20 protein-coding genes and 1 tRNA gene are annotated in these 22,745 nt (G+C 73.4%); 11 read left to right on the top strand and 10 right to left on the bottom strand.

All coding sequences use genetic code 11. From position 1 onward, the window contains the following. The first annotated feature begins 115 nt into the window (after positions 1-115). The 3 genes from rlmC to DS079_RS11955 are packed head-to-tail and all read left to right on the top strand — an operon-like array spanning position 116 to position 2,948. Positions 116-1,312: a 23S rRNA (uracil(747)-C(5))-methyltransferase RlmC gene (rlmC, locus tag DS079_RS11965; RefSeq protein WP_126988015.1), complete on the top strand. Its 1,197-nt coding sequence runs from the start codon at positions 116-118 to the stop codon at positions 1,310-1,312. Beyond that, a complete protein-coding gene (locus DS079_RS11960) occupies positions 1,309-1,962 on the top strand; it encodes an SRPBCC domain-containing protein (protein WP_126988013.1) in 654 nt (217 codons plus the stop codon). The genes rlmC and DS079_RS11960 overlap by 4 nt, the downstream gene beginning before the upstream one ends. After that, positions 1,959-2,948 carry an asparaginase gene (locus DS079_RS11955; protein ID WP_126988011.1) on the top strand — a complete coding sequence of 330 codons (990 nt, stop codon included), beginning with the start codon at positions 1,959-1,961 and terminating at the stop codon, positions 2,946-2,948. The genes DS079_RS11960 and DS079_RS11955 overlap by 4 nt, the downstream gene beginning before the upstream one ends. Here DS079_RS11955 and DS079_RS11950 read toward each other — a convergent pair. The 3 genes from DS079_RS11950 to DS079_RS11940 form a co-directional block, all read right to left on the bottom strand. Beyond that, positions 2,936-4,288, bottom strand: a complete 1,353-nt coding sequence (locus DS079_RS11950) for an alkaline phosphatase family protein (protein ID WP_126988009.1) — start codon at positions 4,286-4,288, stop codon at positions 2,936-2,938. The two genes, DS079_RS11955 and DS079_RS11950, sit on opposite strands and share 13 nt — an antisense overlap. A gap of 159 nt (positions 4,289-4,447) precedes the next feature. Continuing rightward, positions 4,448-6,262 carry an HNH endonuclease signature motif containing protein gene (locus DS079_RS11945; protein WP_241237635.1) on the bottom strand — a complete coding sequence of 605 codons (1,815 nt, stop codon included), beginning with the start codon at positions 6,260-6,262 and terminating at the stop codon, positions 4,448-4,450. Between the two features lie 704 nt (positions 6,263-6,966). Beyond that, on the bottom strand, positions 6,967-7,389 hold the full coding sequence (locus DS079_RS11940) for a VOC family protein (RefSeq protein ID WP_126988113.1): 423 nt from the start codon (positions 7,387-7,389) through the stop codon (positions 6,967-6,969). 172 nt (positions 7,390-7,561) lie between these two features. Between DS079_RS11940 and DS079_RS11935 the strand changes: the two genes are divergently transcribed. Together DS079_RS11935 and DS079_RS11930 are read left to right on the top strand one after the other, a co-directional pair. Continuing rightward, the gene (locus tag DS079_RS11935) at positions 7,562-8,476 is read left to right on the top strand and encodes a sulfurtransferase (protein WP_126988007.1); all 915 of its coding nucleotides are present in this window, start codon (positions 7,562-7,564) and stop codon (positions 8,474-8,476) included. Beyond that, on the top strand, positions 8,473-8,946 hold the full coding sequence (locus DS079_RS11930; RefSeq protein ID WP_010550775.1) for a SufE family protein: 474 nt from the start codon (positions 8,473-8,475) through the stop codon (positions 8,944-8,946). The genes DS079_RS11935 and DS079_RS11930 overlap by 4 nt, the downstream gene beginning before the upstream one ends. A gap of 132 nt (positions 8,947-9,078) precedes the next feature. Here DS079_RS11930 and DS079_RS11925 read toward each other — a convergent pair whose 3' ends face one another. Then, on the bottom strand, positions 9,079-10,032 hold the full coding sequence (locus DS079_RS11925) for a hypothetical protein (RefSeq protein ID WP_126988005.1): 954 nt from the start codon (positions 10,030-10,032) through the stop codon (positions 9,079-9,081). Between the two features lie 161 nt (positions 10,033-10,193). On the opposite strand from DS079_RS11925, the gene dps reads away from it, so the two are divergent. After that, positions 10,194-10,685 (top strand): DNA starvation/stationary phase protection protein Dps, encoded by a 492-nt coding sequence (gene dps / locus DS079_RS11920; RefSeq protein ID WP_010550777.1) that lies wholly within the window; start codon positions 10,194-10,196, stop codon positions 10,683-10,685. Positions 10,686-10,742: 57 nt separating this feature from the next. After that, positions 10,743-12,101 (top strand): M20/M25/M40 family metallo-hydrolase, encoded by a 1,359-nt coding sequence (locus DS079_RS11915; RefSeq protein WP_126988003.1) that lies wholly within the window; start codon positions 10,743-10,745, stop codon positions 12,099-12,101. A gap of 19 nt (positions 12,102-12,120) precedes the next feature. Here DS079_RS11915 and DS079_RS11910 read toward each other — a convergent pair whose 3' ends face one another. Beyond that, on the bottom strand, positions 12,121-12,813 hold the full coding sequence (locus DS079_RS11910) for a TetR/AcrR family transcriptional regulator (protein WP_126988001.1): 693 nt from the start codon (positions 12,811-12,813) through the stop codon (positions 12,121-12,123). Between the two features lie 76 nt (positions 12,814-12,889). Here DS079_RS11910 and DS079_RS11905 point away from each other — a divergent pair, with 76 nt between their 5' ends. Further along, positions 12,890-13,777: a hypothetical protein gene (locus DS079_RS11905; protein WP_126987999.1), complete on the top strand. Its 888-nt coding sequence runs from the start codon at positions 12,890-12,892 to the stop codon at positions 13,775-13,777. Positions 13,778-14,005: 228 nt separating this feature from the next. After that, the gene (locus DS079_RS11900) at positions 14,006-14,287 is read left to right on the top strand and encodes an HPr family phosphocarrier protein (protein ID WP_029360494.1); all 282 of its coding nucleotides are present in this window, start codon (positions 14,006-14,008) and stop codon (positions 14,285-14,287) included. An 85-nt stretch (positions 14,288-14,372) separates the two neighbouring features. Here the strand turns inward: DS079_RS11900 and DS079_RS11895 are convergent. From DS079_RS11895 to DS079_RS11885, 3 genes are all read right to left on the bottom strand, one after another. After that, a tRNA-Ser gene (locus tag DS079_RS11895) sits at positions 14,373-14,458 on the bottom strand. A gap of 59 nt (positions 14,459-14,517) precedes the next feature. After that, positions 14,518-15,405, bottom strand: a complete 888-nt coding sequence (locus tag DS079_RS11890; protein ID WP_126987997.1) for a universal stress protein — start codon at positions 15,403-15,405, stop codon at positions 14,518-14,520. 58 nt (positions 15,406-15,463) lie between these two features. Next, entirely contained in the window at positions 15,464-16,393 is a 930-nt protein-coding gene (locus DS079_RS11885) for a helix-turn-helix domain-containing protein (RefSeq protein ID WP_126987995.1), read from the bottom strand. A gap of 429 nt (positions 16,394-16,822) precedes the next feature. Here DS079_RS11885 and DS079_RS11880 point away from each other — a divergent pair, with 429 nt between their 5' ends. Next, positions 16,823-18,946: a prolyl oligopeptidase family serine peptidase gene (locus DS079_RS11880; protein ID WP_126987993.1), complete on the top strand. Its 2,124-nt coding sequence runs from the start codon at positions 16,823-16,825 to the stop codon at positions 18,944-18,946. 16 nt (positions 18,947-18,962) lie between these two features. After that, the gene (locus DS079_RS11875) at positions 18,963-21,074 is read left to right on the top strand and encodes a S9 family peptidase (protein WP_126987991.1); all 2,112 of its coding nucleotides are present in this window, start codon (positions 18,963-18,965) and stop codon (positions 21,072-21,074) included. An 18-nt stretch (positions 21,075-21,092) separates the two neighbouring features. On the opposite strand, the gene DS079_RS11870 is transcribed toward DS079_RS11875, so the two are convergent. Together DS079_RS11870 and DS079_RS11865 are read right to left on the bottom strand one after the other, a co-directional pair. Next, positions 21,093-21,869 (bottom strand): SDR family NAD(P)-dependent oxidoreductase, encoded by a 777-nt coding sequence (locus DS079_RS11870; protein WP_010550786.1) that lies wholly within the window; start codon positions 21,867-21,869, stop codon positions 21,093-21,095. A gap of 24 nt (positions 21,870-21,893) precedes the next feature. After that, positions 21,894-22,739 carry a MetQ/NlpA family ABC transporter substrate-binding protein gene (locus DS079_RS11865; RefSeq protein WP_126987989.1) on the bottom strand — a complete coding sequence of 282 codons (846 nt, stop codon included), beginning with the start codon at positions 22,737-22,739 and terminating at the stop codon, positions 21,894-21,896. Between the last annotated feature and the right edge of the window lie 6 nt (positions 22,740-22,745).

The raw sequence follows: 22,745 nt of genomic DNA, 5'->3' as shown, positions 1-22,745 counted from the left end.
TCGGTTCCGGTTGCCGCGCGGCCTCTGTCGAGGGAGTCCGGCCGCGTCTCGTGACCCGTCGGCGACGGTAGCGCGGGGGTGCGACAGCCGACGGCCGGGCTCGTAGACTCCTGGGGTGCGGTGCCACCACTTCGACTCCGGCGCGTGCAGGTCCTGCACGCTGCTGGACCTCCCCCGCCCGCGGCAGCTCGCCCGCGGCCGTGAGCGCGTCGAGCAGCTGCTCGCCCCGCATCTCGCGTCGGGCACGATCTGGTCGGAGCCGATCGTCGGCGCGGAGCAGGGCTTCCGCGCCCGCGGGAAGATGGCCGTCGGCGGCACCGCCCAGGCACCTCTGCTGACCCTGCCCGGGCAGTCCGCGGGCACCGACCTGTGCGACTGCCCCCTCTACCCGGACGGGGTCGAGGAGGTGCTCGAGGGGGCGAAGGCCCTGATCCGTCGGGCGCAGATCCCGCCCTATGACGTCGCCCGCCGCCGCGGCGAGATCAAGAACGTGCTGGTCACCAGCTCTCCGGACGGGGAGCACCTGCTCCGCTTCGTGCTGCGCAGCACCGCGGCGCTGGAGCGGCTGCGCGAGCACCTGCCGCGGCTGCTCGAGGCGCATCCCTCGGTCGTGTCGGTCAGCGCGAACATCCACCCCGAGCACACCACGCGCGTCGAGGGCGAGGAGGAGATCCCGCTGGCCGGGGCCGGTCGTCTCGCCGTGCGCACCGGGGACGTCACGCTGTACTCCCGCCCGCAGTCCTTCCTGCAGACCCACACCGAGGTCGCCGGCGCCCTGTACCGCCAGGGCGCGGAGTGGGCGCGCGAGATCGCGGGGACGCAGGAAGACCAGGAGACGGGCCCCGGCCTGCGGATCTGGGACCTGTACTGCGGCCTCGGCGGCTTCGCCCTGCATCTCGCCCGCGCCCTCCCCGCCGCGCGGGTCACCGGGGTGGAGGTCTCCGCCCAGGCGATCGACGGGGCGCGCGAGGGGGCGGAGGCCGCGGGCGCCGACGTCCGCTTCCTCGCGGCCGACGCGACCGCGTGGGCGATCGAGGAGGCCACCGGTCCCGCAGGCCCGCCCGATATCGTCGTGGTGAACCCGCCGCGCCGCGGCCTCGGGCCGGAGCTCGCCGGCTGGCTCGAGCGCTCCGGGGTCCGCGACGTCCTCTACTCCAGCTGCAATCCGGCGAGCCTGGCCGACGACCTCGCCGCGATGCCCTCGCTGCGCATCGTCGCCGGCCGCTACGTCGACATGTTCCCCCACACCGAGCACGCCGAGGTGATCGTGCGTCTGCGACGCATCGCCCCCGGCGAGGAAGGCCTCTCATGACTCCCACCCCCACCGCCCAGCTGACCGCCGTGACCCGCACGGTCACCCCTGCCAAGAACGGGAACACGGTCGCGCTCTCCCAGACCTTCGACGCCGCCCCGGAGCAGCTGTGGGAGGCGCTGACCACGGCCGAGCGGCTCGCCCGCTGGTTCGGCACCGCCAGCGGCGACGTGGTCCCCGGCGGGCGCTACGAGCTGCCCGAGATGGAGACCAGCGGCCGCCTGGTCGAGGTCGAGCCGCCGCATCGTCTGCTGCTGACCTGGGAGTTCGGGAAGAGCTCGAGCGACCTGGAACTGCTGATCACCGCTGCGGGAGAAGGCGCGGACGGCGACGGCGGGGGCAGCATCCTCACCCTGCGCCACACCGTCCCCGCCGACGCGCACTGGGCGACCTTCGGACCCGCCGCGACCGGCTGCGGCTGGGACGCGGCGCTGTACGCGCTGGCCCAGCACCTCGAGGATCCGGGCAAGGACCTGATGCGTCGCCTGGGCAGCTTCGCCGGCTCCCCCGAGGGCGCGGAGTTCACGCGCGCCACGGCGGATGCCTGGTACGAGGCGCACGTCGCCGGGGGCGCGGACCGCAAGCCCGCCCGCAAGGCCTCGGTGCGCACCGCCGCCGCCTATCTCGGCGAGGAGATCGAGACCGAGTGAGCGCCTTCGTGGAGGTGCTCTCCCTCGGCGGCACCATCTTCATGACCGAGGACGCCCGCGGCGAGAGCGCCCGCCCGGACGACGACGCGGGGGCGCGGCTGCTCGCCGCCGTCGGCGGGGACGTCGAGCTGCGACCCCGAGCGCTCGCGAACATCTCCTCCTCCGATGTGCGCCCCCACCACCTGCGCGCCGTGCTGGAGAGTGCGCGAGCCGCGGTCGATTCCGGCGCGGCCGGCGTGGTGCTCACCCACGGCACCGACACCCTCGAGGAGACGGCGTTCCTGCTCGACCGGTTCTGGGACCGGGAGGCGCCGCTGGTGGTGACCGGGGCGATGCGTCCGGCGAGCGCGCCCGGCGCCGACGGGCCCGCGAACCTCCGCGACGCGGTCCGCGCGGCGACCGCCCCGTCGGCCCGCGGCCTGGGCGTGCTGGTCGTGTTCGACGCCCACGCGCATCTCGCGGACCGGGTCGTGAAGGCCTCGTCCCGCGGGGTCTCGGCCTTCGCCTCGGAGCCCTCGGGGCCGCTCGCGATCGTCGGCGGGGAGGACCTGCGCCTCCTCCATCTCCCGCTGCCGCGTCCGGCCCGTTCCGGCGGACTCCCGCCGGACCGCTTCCCGGCGGTGCCGCTGCTCACCGCGGGCCTCGACGAGGACCTCGCGCTGCTGGACCATCTCCCCGCCGAGGCGCTGGCGGGACTGGTGGTCGACGGGGTCGGGATGGGGCACGTCTCTCCCGCCGCGATGCCGCGTCTGCGCCGCCTGCTGGGCGAGGGGGTGCCTGTCGTGGTCGCGGCGCGGCCCTTCGGCGGCGGCACCTCCACGCACCACTACGGCTATCCCGGCTCCGAGGTGGACCTGCTGGACGCGGGCGCCGTGATGGCCGGGCTGCTGCCCGCCCCGAAGGCCCGCCTGCTGCTGCAGGTGCTGCTGGCCTCCGGGGCGTCGGCCGACGGGATCCGCGCGGCCTTCGAGGCCTACGCGTCCTGACTCACCGCCTCCTGACCCACCGCGTCCTGATGGACGGGCGCCGGCCGCAGGATCTCCTCGACCACGCGTCCGTCGGCGTCCGGGATCTCGAGGCCGAGCAGGTGCGCGAAGGTGACGGCCTCGTCGGTGACGGTGCAGCGGGTGATGCGGCGCCCGGTCTCGATGCTGGGCCCGGTCATCGCGAACACGGCCTGGATGTCCTGCTCGGGGAGGTGTCCGTGCTGGGAGAGCAGGAACTCGTACTCGGCATCGAAGCGGTCGATCAGCCAGCGGCCGTCCCAGAGGTTCTGGAAGGCGGTGCCGCTGACCCCTTCGAGGATGCCGAGGAAGGGGCCTGACCAGCCGTAGTCCTCGTGCATGTCGGTCAGCGGGTGGAAGGCCTGGACGGGCACCTCGGGGTCGGCGACCCAGTCCTCGACCAGGGCGAGCACCTTCTCGCGCGTGGTCTCGTCGGCCTCGGGGTGCAGGTGGAGCTGGCCGGTGAGGCCGCAGCCGTGCACCCAGGCGTCCCAGCTGCTGACCTCGCCGTCAGCGTCGAGGCGCACGAAGCCCTGCCGGGCCAGGAGCGCGTTGGCGCGCAGCACGCGCCCCACCTCGACGTGGCCGTGGTCGGAGACGATCGCGATGTCGGTCTCGGCGGCGGTGCCGGCGTCCTCGAGGGCGGCGAGGAGCTCGCCGAGCCAGCCGTCGACCCGCTCGAACGCCTCCTTGACCTCGGTGGTGAAGCGGCCGGTGGCGTGGCGGGCGGAGTCGACGTCGACGAGGTGGAGGAAGAGCACGTCGGGCGCGTCGGTGCGGAGGATGTCGGCGGCGACGGCGGTGTTGAAGCGGCCGAAGCGGTGCTTGCGGTCCCAGCCGATCTCGTGCGCATGGCGGTCGACGTACTCGCGGCCACGCGGGGTGGCGGCCTCGCGCAGCACGGCGAGGGTGGGCTCGAGCCCGGCGCGGTCCCAGATCTCGGGGACGGCGATGTCGAGCGAGGGTGACCAGCCGGTGGCGGGCCAGCCGACGGCGGCGGTGCTCAGGCCCTGCTCCTTCGCGAGGTCGAAGAGGGTGGGGCAGGCGATGTCGCGGGCGTCCCAGAACCAGTCGGGGACCCGCTCCCCGGGGGTGACCTTCTCGTTGGCGTAGATGCCGTGGCCGTCGGCGGTGCGGCCGGTGGTCTGCGAGGTGTGGTTCGGGTAGGTGACGGACGGGTAGATCGCCTCGGCGCTGCCCCAGCTTCCCTCGAGGATCCGGGCGAAGTGCGGGAGGGTGCGGGCGAAGGGCACGTCCACGACGCTCATCGCGTCGACGGAGATGACCAGGAGGCGTCGTCGGGGGCGGGCGGTCTCGGTCATGGCGGGGCTCCTCCGGGCAAGTGATCGCGGTGCCCTCACGCTAGGAGTCGCGCGTCTCCGCCTCCGGTCGCGGCGGTGAACCGCGGGCGAACAGCACGGTCGGCGCCGTTCATGGTCGACCTGGCGCCGCGGCGGGGCGTCCGGATCAGTACACGGCAGTCAGAACGGCGGGTGGTCCACGTCGAGCGGCGGCCCGGGCGGGATGATGCGGCGCTTCGTCCGCACTCTGGTGAACTCGTCCTCGAGCTGGATCTCGGCGAGATGGTCCTCGGCCTCGTCGAGGGCTCGGCAGCGGGGCTCGTCGCGTCCGCGCTGCCTGGCCTCCCGGGCGCGGCGGTGCGTCCGCTCGGCCTGGGCGAGGCGGCGGGTCATGCGCGGGGTGAGCAGATCGGTGTTCTCTGCGGTGCGCACCCGGAGGTCCTGCTCGAGCTGCCAGGTCGTGACCAGCGGTTCGGCGCTGGTGCTGCGGTCCCCGCGGTCGGGGTCGTCCTGGGGATCCCTGGCGGGGTCGATCAGCCCGGCGGTCTTGAGCTGGTGGTGGCGCCGGCACAGCCGGTGGAGGTTCCAGAGGGAGGTCGGGCCGCCTCGGGCGGGATCGTGGTGGTCGTACTCGATGATGTGGTCGTCCTCCGCGGCGAGCGCGGTGGGGCGGGTGCATCCGGGCGCCGCACAGACGGGGTGGCGCAGCCGCAGCTGCATGCGCTGCTGCGCGTCGGGCCGGTAGGTGTCGATCCGGGCGGGGAGGTGGGTCCCGCAGACCGGGTCGGTGAGGATCCGGTACCAGACGGAGGAGGTCGCGGCGAGGTCCCGGGCGAGGTCGGCCGGGATGGGGGTGAGCCCGTCGAGCATCGCCGGGGAGTCGTCCATCCCGAGCAGGGTCGTCACGGGCACGGTGACGAGGATCTTGAACGGCTGCGCGGTCTCCTCGACCGGGTCGAGGTCGAGCATGGTGCGGGTGAGGATCGCGTAGCGCAGGGCCGACAGGCTGAGGGGGCGCTCCCGGTCGCGGACGTCGCCGTCGAGGTCGAAGGGGAACGGCTCCTCCTCCCCTGCCTCGAGCGCGACGCGCTGGGCGCGCTGGACGGCGCGGGCGCTCGCGTCGAGCCGCAGGCCGAGGCTGCGGATCTCGGGGATCGGGCCGGTGATCGTGATCCAGGCGACGCCCTGCTCGGAGTCGACACCGTCGATCCGTACCTCGCGTGCCTCGCGGGGCGGCTTCAGCTCGTTCCCGACGGAGGCCACGGCCAGTCGCACCTGGGCCTCGAAGGTGCTGCGGGGGATCGAGGGGATCTCCACGCCGGCCAGGTGCTCGTCGACCAGGCGGATCTGGTCGGCGTCGAGCCGTCGCACCTGGCGCAGCAGGAAGCGGTGGTAGTCCTCCGGCAGGTCGCCGGCCTCGAGGTGCGCGAACATCCGGGGCAGGTCGACGACGGCGTGGTGGGCGTCGCGGATCTGTGAGGTGGCCTGCGTGATGGAGCAGCGCAGTCCCACGGCGACCTTCATCGCGGTCATGTCCGCGTCGATCAGCGAGCCCGCGTTGTCCGGGTCGACGGCGAAGAAGTCCGCGAGATGGCGGAGGCGGCGGGCGTGGAGCTGCGTCTCCTCTCGCATGAGGGAGTGGAGCGCGAGCACGCGGCCGGCGTTCTTCCCCTCGATACCGCCGACCTCCTCGAGGATCAGCTCCTCGGTGAGCTCCCGCCGGGCGCGCACGCGCCATTCGCGCTCGGGTCGGTCGGGAGCGGCGGGGCCGACGGCGGGGTCCGAAGCGGGGCCGTTGTCCGGGTCGACTGCGGGACCGTTGTCCGGGTCGGCTGCGGGACCTGCGGTGGGTCCAGCGACGGGGTCAGCGGCGGAGCCGGGGCTCGACGGACCCGGCACCGAGGAGGCATCGCTCGACGAGGACTGTCGCGCGGTCTCGGACGATGAAGCGTCGCGGCGCGCGTTCTCGTCCTCGATGTCGTCGAACTCCCCCACTGCCGCCACCTCCCTGCTGTCCGGGCACTCACCGATGAGCCCTTCTTCGAATACCTAGACACTACCGACCACACGCCCATGTCAGAACCCCCAGAGCGAAATGGGGATCGTTTTGTGGATAACCACCCCGTGGGGAGGAGAAGTCACTGTGGACGAGCCCTCCGCGCGAGGATCGAGCGCGGAGTCATCCACCGGAACACACCCCGCTGTGGACGACGATGCTTGTTTGTCGCACCCTCCTGCTAGGCGCTCGACCTGCACTCTCCCCCGACTCCACGTCGACGCATCCGGCGCCGAGGGCGGACCCTCGAGACGCACTGGACGCCACGCGCCACGACCACGGAAGGCCAGGCGACAGGCCACGAGAGGCGGCGGGCGGAAGGAATGGACGACACTCTCACCGAATACACCGAAATATCGAACGATCCAGAGAACCAGCATTTTCGAATTCCCCTCAACCTCCACCTGACGTCGTGACGAAAGGCGACTCCCGACGACGCACACAGGGCCCTCGCCCATGCCGGCGCAGCACGGCGTCGACCGCTCCCGGCATCAGGGGATCGTCGTCGGCCGCACATCCCCGCCGCCTCACCGCGCCGAGCCTCTCCACGACGCAGAGCGCCCCTCCGTGCACACACGGAGGGGCGCAGGGACGGGGCCCGGCGGCGCCGGCTCGTCAGGCGGACGTCACACGGACCCAGCCCTCAGGCCGTCAGGCACAGGCAGAAGGGGTGTCCCGCAGGATCGAGGTAGACGCGGAAGCTGCCGGAGGCGGAGGGCTGGTGCTCGTGGACGGTCGCGCCGAGGGCGAGTGCCCGGGGCTCGGCGCGGTCGATGTCGGTGACGGAGAGATCGAGGTGGAACTGCTGGGGGTGGTCGCCGTCGGGCCAGGTGGGGCGGCGGAAGTCCGCCACCTTCTGGAAGGCGAGGGAGGCCTCGCCTTCGGGGTCGTCCTCGCTGCGGCGGCCGCGGGGCGGGATCAGCTCCGCCCAGTCGGAGTCGCTGCCCTCCTCGACCCGCCAGCCGAGCAGCTTCGCGTAGAAGGTGGCCAGCTGGAGGGCGTCGGGGCAGTCGAGGACGGTGAGGTCGAGGCTGGGGATGACGGGCTCTGTGTCCAGGTCTTCCATCATGGGGCCACCGTAGGAGCACGGGCCCCGCAGGGGAAGCACATCGCGCGTGTCCGCGCGGTCTCCTCCCGCGTGTCCGCGCACAGCGTCATCGCCGGATCGCCACTGCGCGCACGACGGTGACAGACTGGGGGCATACGTCGTGCGATATCGACCGTCGAAAGGTGAACTGATGACCATTCCCGCCGATCCGGCTCCTTCTCTGCAGGACTACGCCCACCCCGAGCGGCTCGTGACCACGCAGTGGCTCGCGGACCGGCTCGCCGCGGGCGAGACCGAGGGCCTCGTGGTCGTCGAGTCCGACGAGGACGTGCTGCTGTACGAGACGGGGCACATCCCCGGCGCGGTGAAGATCGACTGGCACCTCGACCTCAACGACCCGGTCACCCGCGACTACGTCGACGGCGAGAGCTTCGCGAAGCTCATGGACGCCTCCGGCATCACCCGCGAGACCACCGTGGTGATCTACGGCGACAAGTCGAACTGGTGGGCCGCCTACGCACTGTGGGTGTTCAGCCTGTTCGGCCACGAGGACGTGCGCCTGCTCGACGGCGGCCGCGCCGCCTGGGAGGCCGAGGGTCGCGAGATGACGACCTCGACCGAGGGCCGCCCCGCGCCGACCAGCGGCTACCCCGTCATCGAGCGCGAGGACGCCCCGATCCGCGCCTACCGTGAGGATGTGCTGGACTTCCTCGGCGGGCCGCTGATCGACGTGCGCTCCCCGCAGGAGTACTCCGGTGAGCGCACCCACATGCCCGACTACCCGCAGGAGGGCACCGTGCGCGGCGGCCACATCCCCACCGCGCGCTCGGTGCCGTGGGCCCGCGCCGCCGCGGAGGACGGCCGCTTCAAGTCCCGCGCGGAGCTCGAGGCGATCTACCAGGGCGAGCTCGGCTTCGAGACCGGGACGCCGACGGTCGTGTACTGCCGCATCGGCGAGCGCTCCGCGCACACCTGGTTCGTGCTCACCCACCTGCTCGGCTTCGACTCGGTGCGCAACTACGACGGCTCCTGGACCGAGTGGGGCAACGGCGTGCGCCTGCCGATCGCCCAGGGCACCGAGCCCGGCGGGGTCCCCGCCCGATGAGCCCGACGCACAGCGCCGACGCCGCGACCTCCGCGCTGCCCGAGGGCTTCGCGGAGATCGCCGACGACTTCCACGCGCTCGGCGGGAAGGATCGCCTGCAGCTGCTGCTGGAGTTCTCGCAGGGCCTGCCCGAGCTGCCCGAGCGCTACTCCGAGCACCCGGAGCTGCTCGAGCCGGTGCCCGAGTGCCAGTCCCCGATCTTCCTGGCCACGGAGGTGGAGGGGCAGGGTCGTGAAGCGACCGCGCACCTGTTCTTCTCCGCCCCGCCGGAGGCGCCGACGACGCGCGGCTTCGCCGCGATCCTCGCCGAGGCCCTCGACGGTCGCTCCGTGGGCGAGGTGCTGGACACCCCGGACACGGTCACCGGGGAGCTGGGCCTGGCCGAGGTGGTCAGCCCGCTGCGACTGAACGGCATGTCGGGGATGCTCGCGCGGATCAAGCGCCAGCTCTCCGAGAAGGCCGGGGTCTGAGCCGGTCCCTCCCACTGCACTGCGGCGCCGTCCCCGAGGGGGCGGCGCCGCAGTGCGTCGAGGGGGACGGCGCGCCGGCTTGCCGACGGGCTCGACCGATGGGTCCGGCCGATGGGCCCGACCGACGCCCGATCAGTCCGATCGCGGGTCGTGCACGGTCTGCTCGGCAGCGCGGTGCCCGCCGGTCTGCTGCCCGCCCGACCGCTGGTCCCGGGCCCGGTCCGCGGCGCTCCGCGCCTCCCCGCCCCGCACGTCCCCGCCGTCGTCCCCTCGGCCGTAGCGCTCGAAGGCGCGGCCGGCACCGCTGCGCAGGGCGCCGAGGGCGGCACGACCGGCCTCGGCGCGGGCGTGGTCCATCGCCGAGCGGGCGCGCTGCGAGAGGGCCTCGCGGGCAGCGGCGCCGACACCGCTCGCGCCGCTCCCCGCCCCACCGGCCGTCCCGGCACCCGTCCCGGCTCCGTGCGCGGTGCCCGCGCGTTCGGGGGCGAGGCCGCTCGCGATCCGGTTGTGGCGCTCACGGGCGCTGCGCAGCTCGAGCGGCACCCGCACCAGGCGCACCAGCGCGCTGCGCATGTCCTCGCGGATCTGCCTCTCGTGCCGGTCGAGATAGGCGTCGAGGTCGCGCTCCTCGTCGCGCAGCAGGAAGGCGCGGCCCAGCAGGTAGGACGCGAGATCGGAGGCGACCTCGGGCGAGAGGCCGTAGGCGTCGGACGAGGCACGGGCGTCGCGCAGCGCGACCGCGTCGTCACTCTCCAGCGGGCTCGGCACGATCTCGACGGCGCTGAGCACGTCCTCGACGACCGCGTGGAAGGCCGCGTCGGAGGCGAGGTCGGCGCGGCGCAGCTCGGCCCGTCCGGTCGCCTCGGGGACGGGGATCCGCGTGATCCCCTCGCGGGCGAACTCGTCCTGCGCGGCGCGCCGCACCAGGCGTCGGGCGGCCCGCTCGAGGTGGCCCGCATCGGCGTCGCGCGGCAGCTCGGGGACCACGGCGCGCGCCTGGGCGAGGACGTCGGCGCGGGCACCCGCGATCTCAGCGCGTCGGCGCGCGGCGTGGAGCCGGTCGCGCAGCTCGTCGACGGGTCTCATGGGCGCTCCTTCCGCACGGGACGTTGACGGGACCATCGTACGGGGCAGGAGGGAGGTCCCTGTCGGCGGCAGGGGGTCGATGACAGGATGGAGGGGAAGGATCCGTACGTCCCCGGCACCGCCGCCCGGCCGCCGGGACCCGACCACGACAAGGAGCACTCATGACCGACCTCAGCTACACCGTCCCCGGCCTCGGCACCGACGACTCCCGCCGACTCGTGGAAGCACTGCAGGACCGCCTCCACGCCCTGAACGACCTGCACCTCACCCTCAAGCATGCCCACTGGAACGTGGTGGGCCCGCAGTTCATCGCGGTGCACGAGATGCTCGACCCGCAGGTGGAGCTCGTGCGCGGCTACGCCGACGAGGTCGCCGAGCGGATCGCACAGCTGGGCGCCTCCCCCGTCGGCACCCCGGGTCGCCTCGTCGCCGAGCGCGGCTGGAGCGACTACGAGCTCGGCAGGGCCGGCACCCAGGAGCACCTCGCCGCGATCGACCAGGTCTACGACGGCGTCATCGCCTCCCACCGCAAGGCGATCACCCTCGCCGGCGAGCTCGACCCGATCACCGAGGACATCCTGATCGGGCAGTCCGCCGAGCTGGAGAAGTTCCAGTGGTTCGTGCGCGCGCATCTCGAGCGTTCACAGTCCTGAACCTCTCCCGTCGGGGCCGGGTACGGTGAACGGACCCGACCCCGAGGAGGACCCGGCATGCCGATCGCCGCCCCCACCGCCGACGAGCTCGCCCTGCTGCAGGACGAGGCCGTGCGCTTCACCCGCGAGCTCATCCGGATCGACACCACGAACTTCGGCGGGAACGACCCCGAGACCTGGGGGAAGGGCGAGACCGAGGCGGCGGAGTACGTCGTCGAGCGGCTGTGCGAGGTGGGCCTCGAGCCGCAGGTGGTCGAGTCGCACCCCGGCCGTCCCAGCGTGCTGGTGACCGTGCCGGGCGAGGACCGCGAGCGCGGCGGCCTGATCCTCCACGGCCACCTCGACGTGGTCCCGGCTCGCGCCGAGGACTGGTCGGTGGACCCCTTCGGCGCCGAGATCATCGACGGGATGATCTACGGCCGCGGCGCCGTGGACATGAAGGACATGGTCGGGATGATCCTGGCCGTCGCCCGTCACCTGGCCCGCAGCGGGCAGGCCCCGCCGCGCGACCTCATGTTCGCCTTCTTCGCCGATGAGGAGAATGCGAGCGTCTGGGGCGCCCAGTGGCTGGTGGAGAACCACCCCGAGCTGTTCGACGGCATGACCGAGGCGATCAGCGAGGTGGGCGGCTACTCGATCACCCTGCCCGAGGAGTCCACCGGCGAGGACGTGCGCGCCTATCTCGTCCAGACCGCCGAGAAGGGCCTGGCCTGGGGGCGGCTGCGCGCCACCGGCCGCGCCGGGCACGGCTCGGTCCCCAACGACGAGAACGCCATCGTGCGCCTGGCCCACGCGATCACCGCGATCGACGAGCACGAGTTCCCGATCGAGTACATCGCCAGCGTCCGCGCGCTGTTCGACGGGATCACCGAGATCACCGGGCAGGGCTGGGACGAGCAGGACATCGACCGCTTCCTGCCCCTGACCGGCGGGGCCCGCCACTTCGTCGCCGGGACCCTGCGCGACTCGGCGAACCTGACGATGCTCGAGAGCGGGTACAAGGTCAACGTCATCCCCCAGACCGCGGAGGCCGGCTTCGACTGCCGCTTCCTGCCCGGGCACCAGGAGGAGCTGCTGGCCCTGCTGGACGAGCTGGCCGGTGAGCACGTCGAGGTGGTCGTGGACCACATCGGCGTCTCCGTCGACTCCCCGCGCGAGTCCCCGCTGGTGGACGCGATGACCGCGGCGGTGCAGGCGGAGGACCCGGGCTCGAAGGTGCTGCCCTACTGCCTCAGCGCCGGCACCGACAACAAGCCGCTCAGCCTGCTCGGCATCGCCGGCTACGGCTTCGCGCCGCTGCAGCTGCCCGCGGACCTCGACTTCGCCCCGCTGTTCCACGGCGTGGACGAGCGGGTGCCGGTGGACGCGGTGCGCTTCGGCGCGCGGGTGCTGCTGCGTCTCGTCGCGACCTGCTGAGCCCGCCCCTGGGTGGCGCTCAGTACTGGTCGGCCGCGTCCTCGCCGTAGGTGCGGGCCGAGGCCAGCAGCTCCGCGGCCGGGATCGGCTCGTCGGGCCCGAGGCCGACGTACCAGGACGGCGCGGTGGCGAGCATGACCTCGAGCAGCTCGGTCGCGTCCAGCTCCTCCCCGGCCCTCGCCGCCTCCTCGGTGGCGACGAGCCAGTGGTCGGCGTGGACGAGCTCCCCGCCGGTGAGGCTGCGGGCGAGGGCCTCGATGCCGGGACGGGGCGGGAGCCTGTCGGGCATGCGCTTGAGCGCCTCGACGTGCAGCGCGGCCATCGTCCCGGTGAGGATCATGTAGGTACGGTGGCTGGACTTCCAGTCCAGCGCGCCACGGAGGAAGGCATGGTGCCGCTCGATGTAGGCGGCCATCATCGCGTAGCCGTGCTGCACGTGCTGCACGATCGTGTAGCCGGCGGCGCCGTTGGTGCGTCCCCGCTCCCAGGCGGCATCGAACATCTCCTGGAGCATCGCGCCCATCAGGTCGTCGAGCCCGGTGAAGTGGCTGTAGAACGCCGCGCGGCTGACGCCGGCGCGCTTGGCCAGGGCGTTGACGGTGACCTCGCCGTCGCCCGCGCTCAGCTCGCGGGCGGCGGCGAAGATCGCGGCGCGGGTGCGGGCGGGACGGGGATCCGGGGCGCGTTCGCCGGACGGCGTCGATGAGGTCATTGCGTCATCGTAGTCCAGCACCCGGGCACCGACCGGCGAGCCGCGCGGCGGCCGGAGCGTGCGGCAGGATGGGTGCATGCGCGCCTTCCTGTCCGGCCTGGCCGGATCTCCCGGCCCCGACGGCCGACGGGCCCACGGGCTCCCCGCCCCTCTCGCGGACCTGATCGGGCAGACGATCGTGCACACCCGGGTCGCCGCCCGCGGCACCTGGACCGTGACCGCCCGCGGCAGCGTGCTCTCCTCCCGGGCCCAGCTGCTCGAGGGAGCGCACGACCTCGAACGCGGCGTCGCCCCCGGGACCGACCCGGCCGTCGGCCTGCGGGATCCGCGCGTCGTCGGCGCGCAGGTCCTCGACGCGCAGCTGCAGGAGGACGGCGCGGTGCGCCTGGCCCTCCGGAGCACGCAAGGCCCCACAGCGCTCCGCACCGCGGCGCCGTGGCGGCTCGAGGGCCCGCGGGGCGCGCTCGTCGTCGCGGACGAGGAGGGCGGGATCCGCGCGGAGCCGGCCGGGGCACCCGTCCACGCGACCGAGGCGGCGCTCGCCGCACATGCGGCCTCCTCCCCCTCGGGCATCGAGCGCCGCCTGCTGGGCCTGGCCCGGCGGCGGGTCCTGCATCCCGGGGACGTGGTCGAGGAGATCTCCGCCTCCGGCGCGCTCGAGGACGAGGAGTTCGCACGGCGCGGACCGGTGCTGCTGGCGAGGATGCTGGTGCGCGGCGAGCTGGCCGCGGGCTTCGTGGTGGAGGGCCGCTTCCGGCCGTGGACGATGCCGGTCGCAGAGGTGGTGGAGCACGTGGGAACCACCTGGCAGGCGATCGGCGGACGCACGCCCGGCCCGGACATGATCGGCTGGTTCGCGCTGACGGAGGCGGGCCGGGCGGCGCTCGGACCCTCCGGTGCAGAGGCCCTGCCCCCGGGGATGTCGGGCTATGACTCCCCCGGGGTCGTGGGGCCGTTCCGCTGAGACGGCCCGGGACGCGGCTCCCCCGAGCGCGTCGCCGCTCCGTCACCCCTGACGGCCCGCACCACCGTAGCGCCCGCCGACGCCCCCGAACGCACTTCTCGGACGGATGTAAGGGGGATCTCCACCTGTCGGAAACCTCGGTGAACGGCGCGGCAACACCGGATGAACGCCCGCGAGGGCACTCCGCGGCGCTACCCTGGGGCGACCATGTCGAGAAAGGCCTGCCAGATGTCAGCACGAACCGTGAAGGTCGCGAGCGCGAGCGGCCTCCATGCCCGCCCGGCGGCACTCTTCTCGCAGGCCGCGTCCGAGCAGCCTGCCGCCGTCACCATCGAGACCGCGGACGCCGGCCCTGTGAAGGCCTCGAGCATCCTCATGCTCCTCACCCTCGACGTCGCCTTCGACGACGAGGTCACGCTGCGCGCCGAGGGCGAGGGCGCCGAGGAGTCGCTGGACGCCCTCGCGGCGCTGCTCGAGACGAACCTCGACGAGGAGTTCCAGGAGAGCTGATCGCCCCCCGCCCGCCGCATGCACGAAGGCCCCCGCCGGATCGGCGGGGGCCTTCGTCGACCGGGAGGAAACTCCAGGTCAGGGGCGGTAGCGGCGGGATTTGAACCCGCGGTGGCTATGAACCACACATCATTTCGAGTGATGCACCTTCGGCCGCTCGGACACGCTACCGTCGAGCAGAATAACCGCATGGACACCCTGCGTTCAAACCGGTGAGCGTCGGACGCGAGTCACGTCACGTCCTCGTTCGCCGCCGCCCAGCCCTCGGAGGCGTGGCGGACCACGGTGACGTTGCCGGTGGCGTGCAGCACCGTCGCATGGGCGGTCGAGCCGAAGCGGCCCCGACTCAGCCCGCGGTGGCCGAGGACCAGCATCCGCGCACCGGCCGCCGCGTCCAGCAGCCCCTCCGCAGCGGTGCGGGCGTCGAGCATACGCGACTGCACCTCGACCCTCGCCTGACGGGCGCGCGCCCGGGCCACGCCCTCGTCGAGCAGGACACGGGTGCCCTTCCCCGCCTCCCAGGCCTCCCCGCCGCTGCCGTAGGGAGCGTGGGGGACGGTGCGCACGTGCACCACGCGCAGCGTCGACCCCCAGGCCGCGGCGAGGTCGGCGGCGACGTCGACCGCCTCCCCGGCGGTGTCGGAGCCGTCGTAGGCGACCAGCACCGGGCCCGCTCGGTGCTGGTCCGAGCGGATGATCGCGACGGGGCAGCCGGCGTCGTGGAGCAGCCCGCGGCTCACGGAGCCCAGCAGCGTCCCGAGCACCGCGCCGAGCCCCCGGGTACCGACGACGAGCAGGTCGGCACCGGCGGAGGCCTCCTCGAGCACCTCGCGCGGCATGCCGGCGACGAGCTCGGCGGTGACCGGGACGTCGGGATGGCGGGCGGCGATACGCTCGACCGCGTCGTCCAGCAGGCGGCTGGCCTGGTTGCGGGGACCGGCGGGGTCGAGCACGGGGATGCCGGCCAGGCCCTGTCCGAGCAGCGGCCAGGTCCAGGCGTGCAGGAGGCGGATCCCGGCGCCGGTGTCATGGGCGAGCTCGGCGGCCCAGCGCACGGCGGCCATCGCGGCGCTGGTGTCGTCATATCCCACCAGGATGCTCCGAGCGGACGGCTCCATGTCCCGCACCTCCCCGTGCGACCGTGCTGTCGCCTCAGGATACGCCGTGGTCACCCGATCAGTACAGGTCGTCGAAGTCGTCGTCGAAGCCGTCATCGGCGCCCCAGGACCAGCGCAGGCCGAAGGTGCCGGGCCCGAAGCGCGCCTCGCTGATCTGGAGGCGGTCGCGGTGGTCGAGCCGCAGGGAGGAGACCGTCTCACCGGCGTCCGTGCGCCGGTAGCGCTCGCAGTCCAGGGGGCGGCGCGGGCCGCGGAACTCGACCTCGAGCAGCACGTCGTTCGCGGGTCGGGGGACGGAGTACATGCTGCCCGTGACGTCGGTGGCGCTGGCGTGCATCTCGACCCGGTAGGCGAAGGTGGCGACCTGGCCCGCGTCGAGGCGCCCGTCGAGCAGGAACTCGACCCCGTAGGCGCGGCGGCGGGGCCAGGCCACGCGCCTCCTGATGGTGCAGCCCTCGGTCGCGATGTAGCGGGGAGCGATGTTGGGCTCGTTCTGCCCCAGCACGTGCACCGCCGGGAGCCGGCAGGTCCCCGACTCCAGCGCACGCACGGTCATGCGGTGCTCGAAGCGCTGCACCGACTGGGTCGAGTCGATGATCGCGAGCTGTTGGATGACGCGCTCGTGCGCGTACTGCTGCGCGCTCGCGAAGCCGAGCTCCTCGAGCGCCTCCTGGAAGACCTCACGGCTGGACGGACGCCCGACGAAGCTCATCTCCTGCACCGCACGCCCCTGCAGTCGCGGCCCGCCGACGAGTTCCGCGAGCGAGTCCGGGGGCCGCCCGAGCAGCTCCTCCAGGGCGGCGACGACACCGAGGGACTGGTCACCGCCGGGCAGGCTCCGGCCCGACTGCCAGTTGCTGAGCGTCGCGACGCTCACGGGACGGTTGCGCGCGCGCAGACGCTGGGAGATCACGGTGAGGGTCAGCCCGCTGCGCTTGATCGCCGCGCGCAGCTCGGGAGCGAACCTCCCGTGGTCATCCGTCGCCATCTCGTCTGGCCCTCCTCCAGCCGCACTCCGTCGATCATCCCCCGCCGAGGGTGCGCGCACTCGTTTTCAGGACTTTTCACATACCTGTAAAACACTGAGGGTAGCGTCCATGGCGCATGTCACAGAACGACGTTTCAGCACGGCCCTGCGGCCGTCGCACCAGCTCCGAGAAAGGGGAGGGTCCCCACCATGAACGGCACGCCGGCGCACCGGGCGCTCTCCGCTCTCCACCACGTTCCCCCTCGCCGCGGTCGAGTCCGTGCGCGCGGGCGTCCCGATCACGGCGGCGCCGTCTCCGCCGACCTCCTCGATCGGGTCCCGACTCCGGAGAGCTGATCACCCGCAGTGCCCCGCCGTGGCCCGTCCGGCCGAGACGCCACGGAACCGGGATCCTCCCCCACCGGCCACCCCGAGAGGAACACCGCTCCGATGACCGATCACCTCGTCCCCGCCGCCCCGCACCCCCCGCTGCACGCCGCGGAGACCCTCCTCGCCCCCCGCCCCGAACCCCGCCCCGTCCAGCGCATCCTCTTCGGCGACGCCGCCGAGCTGCCCTTCCGCTGGCTGCGCAGCATCCGCACCGCCGAGGTGCGCCAGCACCTCGCCGCCGAGAACGCGCACACCGACCGCGCCACCTCCGCGCTCGCGCCGCTGCGTGCCCGCCTCGCGGAGACCCTCGCGGACGAGGTCCCGCAGGAGCTGTCGGTGCCGGTGCTGCTGGACGGCTGGTGGTACATCGACCGCACCCACCCGCTGGACGGCGTCACCTTCTCCCGCGTCCGCGACTGCGAGGCCGTGCGCGGCCCGGCCGGCGTCCCCGTCCCCGTCCCCGGGCAGCTGCTGCCCGGCGAAAGCGTGCTCGTGGAGGACTGCCGGAGGGTGCTGGGCATCGCCCTCTCCCCCGACCACCGCCTGCTCGCCCGGGCCGAGGCCGCCGCGGCCGGCTGCCGCCTCGTGGTCACCGACACCGAGACCGGCGTGGTCGTGGACGACTCCGTGCACGGCGCGGGGCCGGATGCCGTGTTCTCGGCGGACTCGACCGCGCTGCTCCACACCCGTCTGGACGATCTCGGGCGCCGCGCCGAGGTGCGCCGCCACGTGCTGGGCAGCGACCCCTCCACGGACCCGGTGCTGCTCGAGGAGCCCGACCACTGGTCCGAGCTCACCCTGAGCCGCTCCCGGGACGGGTCCGCCCTGATGATCCGCTCGACCTCGCCGGTCGCCGCCGAGGTGTGGACGCTGGACCTCGCCGCACCGACGGCGACGCCCGTCCAGGTCACCGACCGCCTGGCCGGCAGCTCCACGGTCGTGGAGCATGCCGGCGACCGGCTGCTGCTGCTGCACGCGGACCCCGTCACCCATCGCTGCGTGCTCGCCGAGGCGCCGCTCGGGCCGGGGACGCTGCCCGAGGGCGCGACCCCCCTGCTGCACGCGCAGGAGGGCGAGAGCTTCGAGTCCGTGGAGGCCTTCGCCGGCTTCGTCGCGCTGCAGCTGCGCGTCGGCGCCCTGCCGGCGGTGCGGGTGATCCCGCGCCGGGCCGACGGCTCTCTCGACGTCGGCGCCGTGCGACAGATCGTCACCGACGGCCCGCTGGACGCGGTGCGGCTGGAGCACACCCCCGACTGGGATCAGCGCACCGTCCGCTGCCGGGTGGACAGCTTCCTCACCCCGCCGACCATGATCGGGGTGGAGCTCGACGGCGGCGCTCAGCACGTGCTGCAGCGCGTCGAGGTCCCCGGCCTCGACGCCTCGCGGTACGTCGAGAAGCGGCTGTGGGCGACCTCGCCCGACCGCACCCGCGTCCCGATCTCGCTGATCGCCCGGGCCGACGTGGTCGCCGACGGCACCGCCCCGGTGCTGCTGCACGGCCACGGCGTGTTCGGCCAGTCCCTCGACCCGCTGCTGCAGCCCGAGGTGCTCGCGCTCGCGGACCGCGGCGTCGTCGTGGCCGTCGCGCACGTGCGCGGCGGCGGCGAGCTCGGGCCGCAGTGGCACCGCGACGGCCGTCGGCAGCGCCGGACGCACTCGGTGGACGATTTCGTCGCCTGCGCGGATCACCTGGTCGCCAGCGGCTGGGCCGCGCCGGACCGGATCGGCGCCGTCGGCTCCGGGGCGGGCGCGCTGGTCGTCGGCGCGGCCGTGAACCGGGCGCCGGAGCTGTTCCGGGCCGTGCTCGCGGAGACGCCGCTGGTGGACCCGCTGGAGACGATGCTGGCCGCGGAGGTGATGCTCACCCTCGAGGAGTGGACCGAGTTCGGGGACCCGGCCGAGGACGAGACCGCCTACCGGACGCTCCGCGCCTGCAGCCCGGCGGAGAACATCCGCGAGACCGAGTACCCGGCCGTCTTCGCGCTCACCGCGCTCGAGGGCACGGACTACCCGCCGTCCGGCGCGGCGATCTGGGTGGCGCGGCTGCGGGAGCGGGTCACCTCCGATCCGGCCGAGCGTCCGATCCTGCTGCGCGTCGCGGACTCCCTGGAGGACGGCGATGACCTCCGCGTCGAAGGAGGCGCCTGGCTCCTGGAGCAGCTGGGCGTCGCGGACCTCGCATGATGACTAGTCTCGAGGGATGACGAGCCAGCACCCGGACGCCCCCTCCCCCGAGCACCGTCCCACCGAGCGGATCCACCACGGCGATGTCGTGGTGGATCCGTACGAGTGGATGCGCGACAAGACCGATCCCGAGGTCATCGCGCACCTCGAGGCGGAGAACGCCTATGCCGACGCCCGCACCGCGCACCTCGGCGCGCTCCGGGCGCGCCTGGTGGAGGAGTTCGTCGGCCACACGCAGGAGACGGACCTGTCGGTGCCGGTGCGTCGCGGGGACTGGTGGTACATCACCCGCACCACCGCCGGAGACGACTACCCGAAGTTCACGCGCGTCGCCGACGCAGGCTCGATGCCGCAGGTCGAGCCCGGGGTGATGCTCGAGAGCGAGCAGGTGCTGCTGGACGCCCAGGCCGAGGCCGCGGGGCACGAGTTCTACTCCCTCGGCGGGCTGACTCTCTCCCCCGACCACAACCTGCTCGCCTATGCGGTGGACACCGCCGGGGACGAGCGGTTCACGCTGCGGGTCCTGGACCTCTCCGCCGGCGAGGTGCTCGACGAGTCCGTGGCCGGCACCGGCTACGGCATCGCGTTCTCCACCGATCAGCAGTGGCTGTTCTACGCGCGGGTCGACGACGCCTGGCGGCAGCACCAGGTCTGGCGCCATCGGATCGGCGCCGATCCGGCCGAGGACGTGCTCGTGCTCGAGGAGGGCGACGAGCGGTTCATGATCGGCTTCGAGCGCTCCCGCGACGAGACGACCCTCGTCATCCAGTCCGCCTCCACCACGACGGCGGAGGCGTGGCTGCTGGACCTCGCCGCGCCCGAGTCCGCGCCGGTGCCCGCGGGCGGGCGGCGTGACGGCGTGGACTACGCGGTCGAGCACGCCGGGGACCGCCTGCTGGTGGTGCACAACGACGGGCACACCGGCTTCGCGCTCGCGCAGGCGCCGCTCGAGGCCCCGGACCAGTGGGAGGAGCTGCTGGTCGCCGGCGAGGGCGAGCGGCTGCTGGCGGTGGAGTCGTTCGCGGGCTTCGTCGCGCTCGAGCTGCGCGCCGGCGGGCTCGCCTCGGTGCGGATCATCCCGCGGGCGGCCGACGGGTCGCTGCGGCTCGATCAGGCCGAGGACCTCACCCACGGCGGGGAGCTGGACACCGTCGAGCTCGACGCGAACCCGAACTGGGACCAGCAGGCGGTGCGCTACGAGCTCACCAGCCTGCTCACCCCGCCCACCGTCGCCGAGCGGGAGGTCGCCACCGGTGCGACCGAGATCCTGCGCGTCACCCCGGTGCCGCGCTACGACCCCTCGCTGTACGTGGAGCGTCGGGAGTGGGCGACGGCGGCCGACGGGACCGCGATCCCGCTCTCCGTCGTCGCGCGGAAGGAGGTCGCGGCCGATGGGACCGCGCCGGGCTACCTGTACGGCTACGGCTCCTACGAGGTCTCGATCGACCCGTCCTTCGTGCCGACACGGCTCTCGCTCCTGGACCGCGGGGTGGTCATCGCGATCGCGCACGTGCGCGGCGGCGGCGAGATGGGCCGCGACTGGTACGACCACGGCAAGCTGCAGGAGAAGAAGAACTCCTTCAGCGACTTCGACGCCGCGGCGGAGCATCTCGGCGCGAGCGGCCTCGTGGACCCGGCCCGGCTCGGGGCCGAGGGCCGCAGCGCGGGCGGGCTGCTGATGGGCGCGGTCGCGAACCTCGCCCCGGAGCGGTTCCGGGCGATCATCGCCGGGGTGCCCTTCGTGGACGCGCTGACCACGATCCTGGATCCCTCGCTGCCGCTGACCGTCGGTGAGTGGGAGGAGTGGGGCGACCCGCTGCACGACCCGTCCGTGTACGAGTACATGAAGGAGTACACGCCCTACGAGAACGTGCAGGCGGTGGAGTACCCGGCGATCTTCGCCTCGACCTCGCTGAACGACACGCGCGTGTTCTTCGTCGAGCCCGCCAAGTGGGTCGCGCGCCTGCGCGAGACGGTCACCTCCGACCAGGCCGAGCGCCCGATCGTGTTCCGCTGCGAGATGGTCGCCGGGCACGGCGGCCGCTCAGGCCGGTACCGCAAGTGGGAGCAGCGGGCCGACGAGCTGGCCTGGCTGCTGGACCAGCTGGGGGCGATCGAGCTGCTCTGACGGGCCGCGGTCGGGCGCTCAGCTGACCAGGTACCCGCCGTCGACCGGGATCTCAGCGCCGTTGATCATCGAGGCGGCGTCCGAGGCGAGCCAGACCGCGACGTCGGAGACCTCGCGCGGCTGGGCGAAGCGGGACTGCGGGATCCGCGCGAGCATCGGCGCGGCCTTGTCCGGCTGCTCACCCCACACCTTCTGCCCCATGTCGGTGAGCACCACGGTGGGACAGATCGAGTTGGCGCGCACGCCCCGCTCCCCCAGCTCGAGCGCGAGGGTGCGGGTGGCCATCACGAGGCCCGCCTTCGCGGTCGAGTAGGCGAAGTGCTCGACCAGGGGGCGCAGCGCGGCGGCGGAGGCGATGGTGAGGATCGCCCCGCCGCCGGAGGCCGCCATCGCCGCGCCGGCCCGTGCCGCGAGCAGTGCGGGGGCGCGCAGGTTCACCTGCAGCGTCTCGTCGAAGCGGGCGGTCTCGAGCGCCTCGACCGTCTCCGGATGGGACAGGCCGGCGTTGTTCACCAGCACGTCCAGTCCCTCCATCAGCCCGCTCGCCTCGTCCCAGAGGCGGTCCGGGACGTCCGGGTCGGCGAGGTCCGCGGAGAGGACCACCGTGCGGACGCGGTGTTCGGCGGCCAGTCGCTCGGCGGGCGCAGCCAGGACGGCGCCGTCGCGGGCGGTGAGCACCAGATCGGCGCCGGCCGCCGCGTAGGCGCGGGCGATATCGGCGCCGATCCCTCGGCTCGCTCCCGTGATGAGGGCCTTGCGGCCGGACAGGGGACGCTGGTGCTGGTCGGGGCTCATCGCCCCAGGCTACTGAGCCCGGGCTCAGAAGGCGGGGATGACCGAGCCGTCGGTGTAGGTCTCCTCGATGAAGGCGCGCACCTCGTCGCTGTGGAGCAGCTCGTCGAGCTTCACGAGGGCCTCGTTCTCCGCGTCGGCGGTGCGCACCACCATCATGTTCGCGTTCGGGTTGCCCTCGCCCTCCTCGATGACGATGGCCTCCTCGGAGGGGTTCAGGCCCGCCTCGAGGGCGTAGTTGCCGTTGACGACGGCGATCGCGAAGTCGGCGAGGGAGCGCGGGATCTGCGCGGCCTCGAGCTCGGTGAACTGCAGGTTCTTCGGGTTCTCGGCGATGTCGCCGGTGGTGGCCGAGGTGGGGGCGACGCCGTCGGCGAGGGTGATCACGCCGTTGGCGGCGAGCAGGTCCAGCCCGCGGCCGCGGTTGGTGGGGTCGTTCGCGATCGCGACCTCGTCCCCGTCCTGCAGCTCGTCGAGCGAGGTGAGGGTCTCGGAGTAGACGCCGAGCGGCTCGACGTGGACGCCCTCGAAGGCGTGGAAGTCGTAGCCCTTCTCCGACATCTGCCCCTCGAGGAAGGCGGGGGTCTGGTAGAAGTTCGCGTCGAGGTCGCCGTCGTTCAGCGCCTGGTTGGGCAGCTGGTAGTCGGTGTACTCGCTGATCTCGAGCGCGAGGCCCGCGCCCTCGGCGAGGTTGTCCTTCACGAAGGTGAGGATCTGGGCGTGCGGGGCCGGGGAGGCGCCGATGCGGATCGTGGTCACGCCGTTCTCCTCCGTCGGCCCCTCGTTGCCGCCGGCGCCGCAGGCGGCGAGGGCGAGCGCGGCGAGGCCCGCGCCGGAGGCGAGCAGAGTGGTGCGGCGGGAGATGTGGGTCATGGGGAT

Origin of the sequence: Brachybacterium paraconglomeratum (assembly GCF_003994255.1) — a bacterium.
GTDB classification, from domain to species: domain Bacteria; phylum Actinomycetota; class Actinomycetes; order Actinomycetales; family Dermabacteraceae; genus Brachybacterium; species Brachybacterium conglomeratum.
The sequence above is the reverse complement of the archived record's forward strand: the minus strand, read 5'-3'. Positions and strand labels throughout refer to the sequence as shown.